Here is a 15,059-nt window from a genome sequence, read left to right as displayed (position 1 = left end):
CCGGGGGCGCGTCGACCGCCGGGGTTGCCGGGCACCCCCCCGGGGGCGGCTCCCCCCCCGTGGGGGATGCGGACCCGCGCCCGTAAGCGCCGGGCAGCCTGTGCGGCTCGCCCGGATCACAGCGTGTGCCGGAATCAGCCGGCGAGGACCTCGCGGGCCAGGCGGGCCGTCTCGGACGGCGTCTTGCCGACCTTCACACCCGCGGCCTCCAGGGCCTCCTTCTTGGCCTGCGCCGTGCCGGAGGAGCCGGAGACGATGGCGCCGGCGTGGCCCATGGTCTTGCCCTCGGGCGCGGTGAAGCCCGCCACGTAGCCGACGACCGGCTTGGTGACGTTGGCCTTGATGAAGTCCGCGGCCCGCTCCTCGGCGTCGCCACCGATCTCGCCGATCATGACGATCAGGTCGGTGTCGGGGTCGGCCTCGAACGCGGCGAGCGCGTCGATGTGCGTGGTGCCGATGATCGGGTCACCGCCGATGCCGACGCAGGACGAGAAGCCGATGTCCCGCAGCTCGTACATCATCTGGTACGTCAGCGTGCCGGACTTGGACACGAGACCGATGCGGCCCGGCTTGGTGATGTCGGCCGGGATGATGCCGGCGTTCGACTGACCGGGGGTGATCAGACCGGGGCAGTTCGGGCCGATGATGCGCGTCTTGTTGCCCTTGCTGCCCGCGTACGCCCAGAAGTTGGCGGTGTCGTGGACGGCGATGCCCTCGGTGATCACGACGGCCAGCGGGATCTCGGCGTCGATCGCCTCGATGACCGCGTCCTTGGTGAACTTCTCCGGGACGAAGATGACGGTGACGTCGGCGCCGGTGGCCTCGATGGCCTCCTTCACGCCGCCGTACACCGGTACCTCGGTGCCGTCGAAGTCAACGGTGGTGCCCGCCTTGCGCGGGTTCACGCCACCGACGATGTTGGTGCCCGAGGCAAGCATGCGCTTGGTGTGCTTCTGGCCCTCGGAGCCGGTCATCCCCTGGACGATGACCTTGCTTTCCTTGGTGAGAAAGATAGCCATGGTTACTGGTGACCTCGTCCCTTACTTCGCAGCCAGCTCGGCGGCCCGCTCCGCGGCACCGTCCATCGTGTCCACCTGCTGCACCAGCGGGTGGTTCGCGTCGGTCAGGATCTTGCGACCCAGCTCCGCGTTGTTGCCGTCGAGACGCACGACCAGCGGCTTCGTGACGTCCTCGCCCTTGGTCTTCAGGAGCTCCAGCGCCTGCACGATGCCGTTGGCGACCGCGTCACACGCGGTGATGCCGCCGAAGACGTTGACGAAGACGGACTTGACGTCCGGGTCGCCGAGGATGATCTCCAGGCCGTTGGCCATGACCTCGGCGGACGCGCCGCCACCGATGTCGAGGAAGTTGGCGGGCTTCACGTTGCCGTGGTTCTCACCGGCGTACGCGACGACGTCCAGGGTGCTCATGACCAGGCCCGCGCCGTTGCCGATGATGCCGACCTGGCCATCGAGCTTGACGTAGTTCAGGCCCTTGGCCTTGGCCGCCGCCTCCAGCGGGTTGGCCGCGGCCTTGTCCTCAAGCGCGGCGTGGTCGGGCTGCCGGAACTCGGCGTTGGCGTCCAGGGACACCTTGCCGTCCAGCGCGATGACCTTGCCGTCACCGGTCTTGACCAGCGGGTTCACCTCGACGAGGAGGGCGTCCTCCTCGATGAAGACCTTCCACAGGGTCTTGAGGACCTCGACGACCTGGTCGGCGAGCTCGGCCGGGAACTTCGCCGCGGCGACGATCTCACGGGCCTTCTCGTCGGTCACGCCCTCGATCGCGTCGACCGGGATCTTGGCGAGCGCGTCGGGGTTCTGCTCCGCGACGACCTCGATCTCCACGCCGCCCTCGACGGAGGCCATGGCGAGGAAGGTGCGGTTGGTGCGGTCGAGAAGGAAGGAGACGTAGTACTCCTCCGCGATGTCCGCGGTCTCGGCCAGCATGACCTTGTGGACCGTGTGGCCCTTGATGTCCATGCCCAGGATCTGCGTGGCCTTCTCGACCGCGTCGGCCGGGTCGGCGGCGAGCTTCACGCCGCCGGCCTTGCCCCGGCCGCCCACCTTCACCTGCGCCTTGACGACCGCCCGGCCGCCGAGACGCTCGGTCACCTCGCGCGCCGCCTCAGGCGTGTCGATGACTTCACCGGCCAGCACCGGTACACCGTGCTTGGCGAAGAGGTCCCTCGCCTGGTACTCGAACAGGTCCACGCGCGTCCGTCCCTTTGCTTCTCAACTACACCGGCGGTCTGACTGATCGCGGTTCTTGTCTGCGCGGGCGTGCCGCGAAGGGCAGCGTGACGACGCGCTCACCAAGGTCGATACAGGGTCGCTACGAGGTTGTACGCGTCAGCCGGGTACGCGGCATGTCCGCCTGGCAGGTTATCCCCGCATGCCGGGGCTCCCTAAATCACAGATCACACTTGGGCGGTGATAACAGTCACAGATCGCTACCCGAGGCTGCTCGATCACCACCGAGACCACCCACTCGGCCGATGTGGGCCCCGAGTCGCCCGATGACCTTCCGATGCCAGGCCCGAACCGTTCACGCCACCGAAACTCACGCCTCGCCGGCGGGGCATTCCGGGTACGCCCCCCGCCGTGGGCAATCGCGAGCCGTAAACGCGACCCCATCCCGCGGGGCGGCCCAGCCCCTGCGGGGCGGCCCCATCCCGTGAGGCCGCCGCAGCTTCCGCGGGGCCGGCCCAGCCGGATGAGGTGGCGCGGCCCGATGGGCCGGCCCAGCCCCTGCGGGACCACGCTGTCGTCGAGTGGCTCGCGCCCGGTGGGGTGGCTCAACGCCGTGCGGCGGCTCGGCCCGGTGGAGTGGCTCAGCCGTGTGCGGCGGCTCGGCCCGGTGGGGCTACTGCTCTCGTGGAGTGGCTCGCGCCCGGTGGAGTGGCTCGACCCCGTGGGGCGGCTCGACTCGGTGAGGTGGCTCAGCCGTGTGCGGCGGCTCGGCCCGGTGGGGCTACTGCTCTCGTGGAGTGGCTCGCGCCCGGGGAGGTGGCTCAGCCCGGCGGGGTGGCTCGCACCCGTGGAGGGGCGCGGCCCGGTGGAGTGGCTGGCGCCCGGTGGAGTGGCTCGGCTCAGCGGGACGGCCCAGCCCTTGCGGGGCGACCCTGTCGTGGAATGGCTCGCGCCCGGTGGGGTGGCTCAGCCGTGTGCGGCGGCTCGGCTCGGTGGGGCTGCCCAGCACCTGCGGGGCCGCTGCTCTCATGGAGTGGCTCGCGCCCGGTGGAGTGGCTCGGCCCGGTGGGGCGGCTCGGCCCGGTGGGGCGGCTCGGACCCGTGAGACGGCCCAGCCCGGGGGTAGCTCGGCCCCGTGGGGCTACTGCTTCCGTGAAGTGGCTCGTGCTCGTGCGACTCCCGGTGGGGCAGCTCGCGACTGTGAAGGAGCTCAACCCGGCGAGGCGGCTCGCTCTCGTGGGGTGACTCCCGTGCCCTGCTGCGACCCGATCCGGTGCGGTGGCCTGACCTGGTGTCGCGGGCGGCGGGACGGTCTCACCCGGCAGATGGCCCCGCCTCGATAAGACACCTCGGCCTGGCGAAGTGCCTCACCCCCGCGCGGAGGCCCGTCCTCACGGGGCGGCCCGTCCTCACGGGGCGGCTCGGCCCAACGAGGTGGCTCACCCCCAGCGAGCCCGCTCGAGCCCGCGAGATGGCTTCGCGAGGCAGCCCGTCCCCGCGAGGTGACCCGTCCTCAAGACGTAGCCCGTGCGAATGCGGTGGCTCACCCCAGCAGGACCGCCCGCCTCCGCGAGGCGGCTCGGCCCAACGAGGCCGCTCGAGCCCGCGAAGCGGCCCGCCTCCGCGAGGCAACCCGTCCCCGCGACCGGACGGGTGGAGGTGGTTGGGCCGTCGGGGCACGGGCGCGAATGGTGGGGGCCGGCTGACGTGGCTCGGCCGACTGGCGGAGCAGGGCCGCCGTACTGGTTGCGCGGGGCGCGCGAGGTTGGGCTGTCGGGTCGGGGCGGGGCGGGGCGCGGTTACGGGTCGGTCGGGTCACCAGGCGGCGGGCGCCAGGGAGCGGGCAGCGGGGGCGTCAGGCGGCGGGGCAGCGGACGGTACGACGGGCCACTGGCGGCGAACGGTACGACGATGGTGGGCGGCCGGCGGCTGGACAGCCGACGGGCAACGGGACGGTAGGGCGGGCGGCGGGACGGGGCTGACCAGTGTGGGGGTGGGGCCGGGCAGCGGCGCGAGCCGGACCGCTCGTGGTGGCGGGGTCCGGTGGGCCCGGGGCTGGTGGGCGTACGGCCCGACTCGCGGGGGCCGGGCGAGCTCGCGGCGCGTGACGCGGTTCGCGGGACGTGACTTGGTTCGCGGGAGGTAGCTCGGCTCACGGGACGTGACTTGGTTCACGGGACGTGGCTCGGCTCACGGGCATCGCTGGGTTCGGCGTGCGCGGACCGGCGTGCGGGGTGCGGACCGGTTCGCGGGTGGGGGCGGGGCTGGCGGATGGTGGCCGGAGAGCGCGGGCCTGGCGGAGCCCGTGCTCTCCGGCGGTTCTGGGGGCGGTGCGGCCGAGGCCGCCGCCGGTCGGACCACCGTGCTCCGCCACGGGAGTGCCGGCACCGACGACATCCTGACCACTTCGGCCGGCCCGAGGCCCGGACCCGCGCGCCGTCGCCTTCGGCCCCCCTTCGTCCCCCGTCGCGAGGCGACCGCCCACCGCGCGGACGCGTAACCGCCCGCGTAAGGCGCCTCCCTCTACGCCCTCGTGCGGCGGTCCGGACGCCCCGCTGTCCGACGGGGGCGCACGCACCGCCCGGCGCGTCACGAGAACCGGCGGGCGACGTGGGCCGGCAGGCGCGGAAACCGACGGAACCGGCGCGTGGGGCAGTCCGCTGGTGCTGGGCCATGAGGGGCGGACGGAGTACGGGGACCGGAGAGATCCAGGGGGTCGAGTCGAGCGAGGGGTCGCGGGAGGACGGGGCCTTCGGGGAACAACGGGCCAAGGCCGGATGGCTGTTCGGCGGGCGAGCGGGTGAACGTCTCGGTGCGGGGCGATCCTTGCACGCTGCACAGGGGGCAGCGCAACCCCTGAGGCGGGGCGTTACCGATGTGACTCCCCATCTGGTATGGGGAGTTGACGTCGCTCGATGGCCGCCGCCATCACCTCGGGAAAGAGGTCGGGCGTACAGGCGAAGGCCGGCGCGCCGAGCGCCGCGAGCGCCCCCGCGTGCTCCCGGTCATACGAGGGCGCGCCCTCGTCGGACAGCGCGAGCAGGGCGACGAACTGCACGCCGGAGGCCTTCATCGCCGCGACCCGGCCGAGCATCTCGTCCCGGATGCCGCCCTCGTACAGATCGCTGATCAACACGACCACCGTGTCGGCGGGGCGGGTGATCTGTGACTGGCAGTACGCCAGCGCGCGGTTGATGTCCGTGCCGCCGCCCAGTTGCGTACCGAACAGCACGTCCACCGGGTCGTCGAGCTGGTCCGTCAGGTCCACCACGGAGGTGTCGAAGACGACCAGCCGGGTGGCGAGGGAACGCATCGAGGCCAGCACGGCGCCGAACACCGAGGCGTAGACGACGGAGGCCGCCATCGAACCCGACTGGTCGATGCAGAGGATGACGTCCTTCTTGGTCCCGCGCGCGGACCGGCCGTACCCGATCAGCCGCTCGGGGATCACCGTGCGGTACTCCGGCAGGTAGTTCTTGAGGTTGGCGCGGATGGTGCGGTTCCAGTCGATGTCCTGGTGGCGCGGGCGGCTGATCCGCGCCGAGCGGTCGAGCGCGCCGTTGAGCGTGGTGCGGGTGCGGGTGGCCAGTCGTCGTTCCAGGTCCTCCACCACCTTGCGCACCACGGCACGGGCGGTGTCCTTCGTGGTCTCGGGCATCGCCTTGTTGAGCGAGAGCAACGTCCCCACCAGATGGACGTCGGCCTCCACCGCCTCCAGCATCTCCGGCTCCAGCAGGAGCGCGGACAGGCCGAGCCGGTCGATCGCGTCGCGCTGCATGACCTGGACGACGGAGGTGGGGAAGTACGTACGGATGTCGCCGAGCCAGCGGGCCACGCGCGGCGCCGAGTCGCCGAGGCCGGCGGAGCGCTGCCCCGACGCGCCCGCCGTGCCGCGCCCGGCCGGCCCGTCGCCCCCGCTCCCCCCGCGCCGCCCGTACAGCGCCTCCAGGGTGCGGTCCATCGCGGCGTCGTGACCGTCGAGCGGGTGGCCCGTGCCGTCGACCCCCTCGCCCCCACCGAGCACCAGGCGCCAACGGCGCAGCCGTTCGGCGTCCGGCACACGCGGCGCCCTCGCCTCGGTGCCCGCGCCGGCCGGGCCTCCCACGGCGACCACAGCGGCCGGGCCGGCCGCGCCGGTCGTACGCGCCTCGTCGGGCGTGGCCGACGGCGCGTCGGCCGGGGACGCGACGGGCTGGTCGGCCTCGGCGGCCCGCTCCGGCTCGGCGGCCCGCTCCGGCTCGGTGGGCGCCGGGGTCGACGCGTCGAGGCCGAGCAGGGCCCACAGTGTCGGCAGGACGGCCCGCGCCCGCTCGTCGTCGCGCGTCGGACCGAAGCCCAGCGCCGACGCCCCGGTGGTCACGCTCGCGCGGGCGTGGCCGGGGCCACGGCGTACGAGCTCGCCGAGCGTGCGGCGTACCCCGTCCTCGTACGCGGCGAACGTGCGGCGCAGCAGCGGGAGGACGTCCGTGAACGCCTCGGGCGCCACGCCGCACAGCCACGTGTCGACGAGGGTGAGCAGCCGCTCGTCGTGGACGAGGAGCATGCCGCCGCCCGCGCCGCCGCCAACGAACCCCTCGATCCAGGCGGCTGCCGCCACCGGCGGCGTACCGGGCGACAGGGCGAGCCCCATCAGGCGGGCGGCCTCCCCGTCGGCCAGCCGGCCGTCGTCCAGGAGCAGTCGGGCGGCCCGGCCACGGATGAGTCCCGGGGTGCCGTCCCGCTCCGCGAGCAGCCGCAGCACGGCGGCCCACCGCCCGCGCAGCCCCGGCCCCGCCTGCGCGCGCGGGTCGGCCGCGCTCCCCGCCCCCGACCCGCCGGCCCCCGACCCGCTCTCGCTCTCGGCCAGGAGGCCGATGGCCCGGTGGGCCGCGTCCAGATGGCCGCGCATCTCCTCGGCGCCGTCCGCGTCCAGGCCCACGCAGGCGGGCGGCAGACCCACGCAGACCCGCTCGGCGAGGCCGACGGCGACCTCGCCGAGCGCCGCCGCGTCGGTGCCGCGCACGTCGCCGTAGCGGACGGAGCGCACCAGGGCGGGCAGGGCCTGGGCGAGGTGGCCGACGTCGGAGGCGAGCGCGGCACGGTCGGCGAGCACCCGCATGACCACCGGAAGCGCGTCGGGCAGGCCGGCGAGCAGGCAGCGCTCGGCCAGTTCCGTGACGTCCGGCAGGCCCGGGGCGTCGACGGCGCGGGCTTCGGCGCGCGCGGTGGCCGCCGAGAGGACGGTGGTGCCCCAGACACCGGCCTCGGCGACGCGCACCGCGAGTTCGGGCTCCCAACGCAGCCGCCAGGTCTCACGGAACGTGCCGGTGCCCGCGCGGGCGTGGCGGGACGGCTCGCCCCACGGGATGTCGAGCAGCCCCAGTCGGTACAGCAGCACGCTGCGCTCGACGTCCGTCTCCTTGCGCAGGTCGAGTTCCACCTCGCGGTCGGTCGCGGTGGGCTTCAGGCGCAGGGTGCGCTGGGCCCGGGCCAGGTCGCGTTGGAGCGGGGTGGCCGGGGCCGTGTCGGGGACCTCGCCGATGTCGTCGCCGACCACCAGCCGCTCGCGGACCAGGGCGAGCGGTACGTCCGACCCCTCGCAGAGCACCGAGCGGACGGCGTCGGTGGTCTCGGTGAGCCCGGCCAGCGGGCGGCCCCGCAGCACCGCCAGGGTGTCCGCGAGCCGCACCGCCTCGATGACGTGCGCGGTCGATACCGGGTAGTCCTCGTCGCGCAACAGGCCGGCGACCTTGGTCAACCACCGCTCCACGGGACGGTCCGGCGCGCCGAAGAGGTGTCCGTACCAGCCGGGCGAGGTGATGCCCGCGCCGTATCCGCTGCCACGGGCCAGCCGGCGGTGGGTCCAGGGCACCCAGCTCAGTTCCACCTTGGCCTTCGGCAGGCCGCGCAGCAGCCCACGGTCGGCGGCCACCGTCGTCTTCGCGGTCAGCGCGGGCACGTGCCAGGCGCCGCAGACGACGGCGACGTCGTCGCCGAACTCGCGCCGGGCCTCGCGCAGGCGCAGGCGCATGTGCGCCTCGCGCACCACGTCCCGTTCGTGGTCGGCCGGCCCGCCGGGCTCGTCCCGGTCGGTTCCCGGGGAGGGCTCGGCCAGGCCCTCCGGTCCGTACGCCGCGCGCAGGGCCGCCATGGCCTCGCCGATGGCCGCGAACGGGGCCAACACCCGGGCGCGGGCGGTCGCGTGGCCGTCGGGCCCGTCGTCGTGGCACATCGCCCGCGACGGGCCGTTGAGCCGGTCGGCGCCGCCCGCGGGGGCGGTGGCCGCACCACGGTGCTCCACGACGTCCTCCCACCACCGCTCGGGGTCGTCGTAGCCCGCCGCCTGGGCGAGCACCGCCAGCGGGTCGACGCGCACCGCCGTGGCCCGTGGGGGCCGGCCGTCCTCGTCGGGGGCGTCACCCTCGCCGCGCGGGGCCTCGGGCGACGGGTCGCCCGGCTCGTCGCCGCCGGCCCGGCCGGGCTCGTCGGCGAGGGCGAGCGTGTGGGTCGCGGGCAGGTCGATGAACCGCACCGGTACGTCGTGCTCCAGGGCCCAGCGGATCGCCACCCACTCCGGCGAGAACTCCGCGAGCGGCCAGAACGCGGCCCGGCCCGGCTCGTTCGCCACGTGCGCGAGCAGCGCGACCGGTGGCCGCATGCCCGGGTCGGCGGCCAGCGGGAGCAGTGCGTCGCCCTCCGGCGGGCCCTCGACCAACACGGCCTTGGGGGCGCACGCGTCGAGCGCCGCCCGCACGGCGCGGGCCGAGCCGGGCCCGTGGTGGCGTACGCCGAGCAGCAGTGGCCCCGAGGCGCCCCCGGCCGTCGCCGTCGGCCCGGCCGGGTCCGCGACCCGCGCGCCGATCGCCCGCGCGGCCCGCGCGAGGGCCCGCGCCCCGCCGGCGGCAAGCGCCCCGTCCGCGTCGCCCGGCCCCGTGGCCCCCGTGACCGCGCTCTCCCGTGCCGCGTCCACCGCGCTCTCCTCGTACGTCGTCGATCCCTGCCGGATCATCGCCACCCCCGCGGCCGTGAACGGCGCGCCGGGTGCGGTGGCGGCTCTCGCCGCGTCCGCGCCCGCTCGCGCACTCGATCGTGTGTCCGTGCCCGTCCGTACGCCTGCCCGCCCGCTCGCCACCGGGTCGGCGCCCGGCCCGGCGTCCGGGCTCTTACGCGCGCGCCCGCGCGCGAAGGCGGCCCCGGGGGGCGTTCGCGCCGCGTCGGGCGCGGACGCCTCCCGTTCGCGCGTCCGCGTCACGCGCCGACCTCGCGGCAGGCCCGGTAGAAGTCCTTCCAACCGTCGCGCTCGCGCACGACCGTCTCGACGTACTCCTGCCAGATCACCCGGTCGGCGGCCGGGTCGCGGACCACGGCGCCGAGGATGCCGGCGGCCACGTCGTCCGCCCGCAGGACGCCGTCGCCGAAGTGCGCCGCCAGCGCGAGGCCGCCGGTCACCACGGAGATCGCCTCGGCCGTGGACAGGGTGCCCGAGGGCGACTTGAGCTTGGTGCGGCCGTCGCTGGTCACCCCCTCGCGCAGTTCGCGGAAGACGGTGACCACCCGGCGGATCTCCGCTATCGCCTCGGGCGTGGCCGGCAGGTCGAGCGAGGTGCCGAGCTGGTCGACGCGGCGGGCGACGATGTCCACCTCGGCCTCGGGCGTGGCGGGCAGCGGCAGCACCACGGTATTGAACCGGCGGCGCAGGGCGCTGGAGAGCTCGTTGACGCCCCGGTCCCGGTCGTTGGCGGTGGCGATCAGGTTGAAGCCGCGCACCGCCTGCACCTCCGCGCCCAGCTCCGGGATGGGCAGCGTCTTCTCCGACAGCACGGTGATCAGCGTGTCCTGTACGTCGGCCGGGATGCGGGTCAGCTCCTCGACCCGCGCGGTCATGCCCTCGGCCATGGCCCGCATGACGGGGCTGGGCACCAGCGCGTCCCGGCTCGGGCCGTGCGCCAGGAGCTCGGCGTAGTTCCAGCCGTACCTGATGGCCTCCTCCGACGTCCCCGCCGTGCCCTGCACCAGCAGGGTCGAGTCACCGCTGACGGCCGCCGCCAGGTGCTCGGAGACCCACGTCTTGGCGGTGCCGGGCACGCCGAGCAGCAGCAGCGCGCGGTCGGTGGCCAGCGTCGTCACGGCGACCTCGACGATGCGGCGCGGCCCGACGTACTTCGGGGTGATCACGGTGCCGTCCGGCAACGTGCCGCCCAGCAGATAGGTGGCCACGGCCCAGGGCGAGAGCCGCCAGCGGGCCGGCCGCGGCCGGTCGTCGGCCGCGGCGAGCGCGGCCAGCTCCTCGGCGAACGCGTCCTCGGCGTGCGGTCGCAGCGCCTCGGACCGCTCGTCGGCACGCGCCTCGTCCTGTGGTGCGGTGTCGCTGGCCCCGGCGCTCCCCGGCGCGCTCGACACGGACTCCGACGTGGCCTTCTTGCTTCCAGACACGGTCACAAATCCCCCTCTTCACCTGCCCGTCCGACCGTCTCGGCCGGGGACGTTCACCACCATGCACCACCCCTCTGACAATGCCGGTCGGGCTGTGGAATCCGCAGGTCAGAGCGATTGTCAGAGGGGTGGCTTAGCGTCGTTGACATGAATTGGCAGGGGGAACGATGGACGGCGGAACAGGTGCTCGCGCTAGCTCCTGACGCCGCGTCACAAAAGGCGGGCGGCAAGCTGTCGACTCCCGCACCGTGGTCGGGCGGCGGCACCCGCGACGGCGCGCTGTGGGGGCTGTGCGCGGGCAGCGGCGGCAAGCCGTACCAGACCGTGGTCGACCTCTCGGGCCCGGCGTACCGGTGCAGTTGCCCGAGCCGCAAGTTTCCGTGCAAGCACGCGCTGGGCCTGCTGCTGCTCTGGGCCACGGGGGAGCCGGTGCCCGAGGCGGAGCCGCCGGCCTGGGCCGAGGAGTGGCTGAGCGGCCGGCGGCAGCGCGCGGCGGCCGGCGGTGGGCGGGGGGCCGCGGCCGCCGGCGGGGAGCGGGACGCGGCGGACGTCGAGGCGGCGGCGCGGCGGCGCGCGGACCGCGTGGAGCAGCGCGAGCGGCGCATCGCCGCGGGCACCACGGAGTTGGAGCGCCGACTGGCCGACCTCGTGCGGGACGGCCTGGCCGGGGCCGACCGGTCGGGGTACGCCCAGTGGGACGAGACGGCCGCCCGCATGGTCGACGCGCAGGCACCCGGACTCGCCGCACGGGTGCGGGAGTTGGGGGCGATCACCGCGTCCGGGGCGGACTGGCCGTCCCGGCTGCTGGAGGAGTGCGCCCTGGCGCACCTGCTCGGCGAGGGCTTCCGGCGCGTCGCCGACCTGCCCGCCCCGCTGGCCGCCACGACGCGCACCCGCGTCGGGCTGACCACGGACACGGCCGAACTGCTCGCGAGCGCCGAGCCGGTGCGCGACCACTGGCTGGTGCTCGCCCGGCAGGACACCGACGACGGCAAGCTGACGACCCGCCGTCTGTGGCTGCGCGGCTCGCGCACCGGCAGGCTGGCCCTGCTGCTCTCCTTCGGCGCCGCGGGCCGCGCACCCGAACTGGCCCTGCCCGTGGGCCTCACACTGGACGCGGACCTGGCGTTCTACCCGGCCGCCCGCCCGCTGCGCGCCGTGCTCGGCACGCGGTACGGCACCACGAACGACGACATGACCGGCGCGGCCGGTGCGCCACCGGCCGGGGCGGTCGGTGCCCCGCCCGGGGACGCGACCGGCGGGCCTCCCGGCGTGGGTGTGTCCGCCGCCCTGGCCGCGTACGGCACCGCGCTGCGAGACGACCCCTGGCTGGAGGCCTGGCCGGTGGTCCTCTCCCAGGTCGTGCCCGTCCCGGACGCGGCGGCGCTGGAGGCGCTCGCCACCTCCAGCGGCGCCCAGCATGGCGGGCGGCGGGACGGCGCGGCGGGAGCTGACGGCGGTGCGCGGCCACGCTCCGGCGCGGACGGTTGGCAGCTCGCCGACGCGGACGGCGTTCTCGCCCTGCCCGTCGACCCGCGCTGTGCGACCGACCTGTGGCAACTCGCCGCGATATCGGGCGGCGAGCCGCTGACCGTCTTCGGTGAGTGCGGACATCGCGGCTTCACCCCCCTCACGGCCTGGAACGGCACCCCGGTGGCCCTCGCCGCCCGCCGCCACCGCGCCACACCGTGACGGCGGCGGCCGGCCCCGCACCGGCCGTCCGGCCACCCCGCGCGGCCGCGACACCGCCCGCCCCACTCCGGCCCGACACACCCCGCCCGGCGAGCCCCGCCCCGACGGAGCCAGGCCCGGCCCCGCCCGACGGGACCGACCTGGCAGAGCCCCATCCGGACTCTGTCCCGGCGGAAACCGCTCGCATGGCGAGGCTCACCAGACCACGCCCCGCCACACACCACCTCGGCCGACACGGCACCCGCCCCGGCGGGGCCGACCCGGAGTTCCCTCGACAGAAGCCGCCCACACAGCGCGGCTCACCCGCGCACCCCCGTCACTCACCACCCCACCTGCCACGGAACCCACCCGACGGGGCCAGCCTGACGGAGCCTCACCCGGGCCCGCACCCGACACGGCCTCACCCGGCACGGCGCCCACCCGGCGAGGTCCGCCCCCACAGTGGGGCCCGCCCGGCACACACCGCCCCGCCCGGCACGGCACCCACCTGGCGGCGGGAGGACCCGGCGGGGCCCCACCCGGTAGGGCCCCGCGACGAGCCCACCGCGCCCGAGCCACCACCCGACCCCCACCCCCAACTCCCGTGCCCGTCTCCGACGCCAACCCCGAGCTCCGCCGCGTGCCCTCCCCGCCCCCGACCCCGAACTCCGGCGCGAACCCCGCGACACCCGGCCCCGCGACACCCATCGCCCCGGCGCGCGGGGGACGCGCGGCAGGCGGGGCGGACACAGCACAGCGTGGGCGCCGCCCCGCCGGCCCCGCCCGCCCGACGCACCGCCCCGCACCTCACACCCCGCACCCACGACCCGCCGCCCGACCAGCCATGGAGGCACCCCGTGACGTTGACCGACACCTCGGACACCGGGCCGGCCCACGCCGCCGCCCGCCCCGCGGCCAGCTGGGACGACCTGCTGGCCGCCGCGCTCCTCGGCACCGACCGGCGCACCCCCCCGGTGGACGTACGCCCCGGGCAGGACGCCGCGACGGCGCTTCTGGAGGCCGCCGCGATCAGCACCGTGCGGCGCCGCGCGGGGCTCCGGCCCGCCGCCGCCAGGCCCGGCCCCGACCCCGCGCCCAACGATCCGAGGCCGGGGTTGCCGCCGGCGGCCCGCGTCCGGCTCGCCCTGCTGCTCACCGAGCGCGCCGGCACCGGGGGCGGCGGCTCACGCACCACCCCCGACCTGGCCGAACTGCTGCCGCAGTGGTTGGCCACCGCCAACCGGTACGGCTATCGGGCGCCTTCGGCGCTGCTGCCCGCCCTGCTGGACGCCGCCCGCGCCCGGACGGACCTGCGCCCGGCCGCGCTCGCCCTCGCCGGCCCGCGCGCGCTGTGGCTGGCGCGGCTCAACCCGGACTGGAAGTTCGCCCTGCGTGGCGGGCCGACGAGCGGCGAGGCCGACCCCGCGACACCGGGCGCGACGCTCGACGAGGACGCGACGCGACGCGTCTGGGAGGAGGGCCTGTTCGCCGAGCGGGTGGCCGTGCTCGCCTCGCTGCGCCGCCGGGACCCGGCCGCCGCGCGGGCCCTCATCACGCGCACGTGGACCACCGAGCGTGCCGAGGACCGGTTGATGTTCCTCGACTCGCTGCGCGAGGGGCTCGCGCCCGCCGACGAGCCGTTCGTCGAGCAGGCGCTGTCCGACCGCAGCCGCAACGTGCGCTCCACCGCGGCCGAGCTGCTGTCGACCCTGCCCGGTTCGGCCCTGGCCGCGCGGATGGCGGCGCGTTCGACGGCCTGCGTCACCCTGGACGAGACGGGGGGCGCGGGCGGGCCGGACAGCCCGGCCGGGGTGGCCGTGACACCGCCCGTCGACTGCGACGGCGAGATGCAGCGCGATGGGATCGTGCCCAAACCGCCGTCGGGGCGCGGGGAACGCGCCTGGTGGCTGGCCCAGTTGGTGGAGGCGACACCGCTCGACGCCTGGGTCGAGCGGTTCGGTGGGCGGACACCCGCGCGGATACTGGCGCTGCCGGTCGCCGACGGCTGGCAGGCGGAGTTGCACGCGGCGTGGAGTCGGGCCGCGGTCCGGCAGCGGAACGCCGACTGGGCGCGCGCCCTGCTCAGCACCCCGGACGCGGAGGCGGCTCCCGCCGGCCCGGCCCGCCCGGCCACGACACCCCCGGGCGCGGCGCCTTCGACCACGGGGCTCCCGGGCCAGGCGCCCGCCGGCGGTGGCCCCGCGAACCGGGGTGGCGCGTCGGCGGCGCAGGCGGCACTCGGTGGGCACCTGACCCCGGCCGCCGCCGGCCCGTCCTGGCGCGACCCGGCCAAGCTGCTGACGGTACTGCCGGCGGAGGAGCGAGCCGCGTGGGTGGCGGAGTTCGTCTCCGCGCACGGCCTCTCGGACGCGTTCCGGCTGCTCGGGGTGTGCACGGTGCCGTGGGCCGAGCCACTGGGCCGGGCCGTGGTGGACGCGCTCGACATCGCCCGTGACGCGGGCAGTTACCCGTGGAGCTTCAGCGGGGTGATGGGCCTGGCCGAGCGGTGTCTCGACCCGGCGGTGGCCGACCGTCTCGAGGTGCTGACGGCGCTGGCCGAGGAACCCCGCGACAGCGCGCCGGGCGCGGTCGGGTACTGGTCGGAGGCGTTCCAACGGCTGGTCGGCACGCTGCGCCTACGCGCCACCATGCAGGCGGAGCTGGCTAACGCGGGGGCACCGGTCGGGGAGCGCTAGACCCACCGGGCGCCAGGCCACGCGAGAAGCGCCAGCCCGACGCGCCACGGGCCGCGCGCGTGAGCGGCCCGGCCAGGACGCGGGCACG

6 protein-coding genes and 1 pseudogene are annotated in these 15,059 nt (G+C 75.8%); 2 read left to right on the top strand and 5 right to left on the bottom strand.

What is annotated here, in order from left to right:
- Positions 1 to 134 precede the first annotated feature (134 nt).
- The 5 genes and pseudogenes from sucD to ACFVFR_RS00925 form a co-directional block, all read right to left on the bottom strand.
- The gene (gene sucD, locus ACFVFR_RS00945; protein ID WP_383696583.1) at positions 135 to 1,019 is read right to left on the bottom strand and encodes a succinate--CoA ligase subunit alpha; all 885 of its coding nucleotides are present in this window, start codon (positions 1,017 to 1,019) and stop codon (positions 135 to 137) included.
- Positions 1,020 to 1,040: 21 nt separating this feature from the next.
- Complete coding sequence (gene sucC, locus ACFVFR_RS00940; RefSeq protein WP_383696580.1) at positions 1,041 to 2,213, bottom strand: ADP-forming succinate--CoA ligase subunit beta; 1,173 nt, start codon at positions 2,211 to 2,213, stop codon at positions 1,041 to 1,043.
- Between the two features lie 2,848 nt (positions 2,214 to 5,061).
- A complete protein-coding gene (locus tag ACFVFR_RS00935; RefSeq protein ID WP_383696810.1) occupies positions 5,062 to 5,850 on the bottom strand; it encodes a VWA domain-containing protein in 789 nt (262 codons plus the stop codon).
- A gap of 603 nt (positions 5,851 to 6,453) precedes the next feature.
- Positions 6,454 to 8,970, bottom strand: a pseudogene (locus ACFVFR_RS00930) (DUF5682 family protein); the annotation flags it as partial.
- A gap of 449 nt (positions 8,971 to 9,419) precedes the next feature.
- Positions 9,420 to 10,604, bottom strand: a complete 1,185-nt coding sequence (locus ACFVFR_RS00925) for an AAA family ATPase (RefSeq protein ID WP_383696808.1) — start codon at positions 10,602 to 10,604, stop codon at positions 9,420 to 9,422.
- 147 nt (positions 10,605 to 10,751) lie between these two features.
- On the opposite strand from ACFVFR_RS00925, the gene ACFVFR_RS00920 reads away from it, so the two are divergent.
- The gene (locus ACFVFR_RS00920) at positions 10,752 to 12,296 is read left to right on the top strand and encodes an SWIM zinc finger family protein (RefSeq protein ID WP_383696578.1); all 1,545 of its coding nucleotides are present in this window, start codon (positions 10,752 to 10,754) and stop codon (positions 12,294 to 12,296) included.
- 842 nt (positions 12,297 to 13,138) lie between these two features.
- Complete coding sequence (locus tag ACFVFR_RS00915; protein WP_383696805.1) at positions 13,139 to 14,971, top strand: DUF5691 domain-containing protein; 1,833 nt, start codon at positions 13,139 to 13,141, stop codon at positions 14,969 to 14,971.
- The last annotated feature ends 88 nt before the right edge of the window (positions 14,972 to 15,059 follow it).

The sequence above is a fragment of the Streptomyces sp. NPDC057702 genome, assembly GCF_042799315.1.
In the GTDB taxonomy this organism is placed as follows: Bacteria; Actinomycetota; Actinomycetes; order Streptomycetales; family Streptomycetaceae; genus Streptomyces.
Note: the sequence above shows the minus strand (reverse complement) of the source record. Positions and strands in the feature narration are given on the sequence as shown.

Bases quoted from the DNA above. Each gene is read 5' to 3' on its own strand.
- sucD (WP_383696583.1), bottom strand. From the start codon at position 1,019: ATGGCTATCTTTCTCACCAAGGAAAGCAAGGTCATCGTCCAGGGGATG.
- ACFVFR_RS00935 (WP_383696810.1), bottom strand. From the start codon at position 5,850: ATGCCCGAGACCACGAAGGACACCGCCCGTGCCGTGGTGCGCAAGGTG.
- ACFVFR_RS00920 (WP_383696578.1), top strand. From the start codon at position 10,752: ATGAATTGGCAGGGGGAACGATGGACGGCGGAACAGGTGCTCGCGCTA.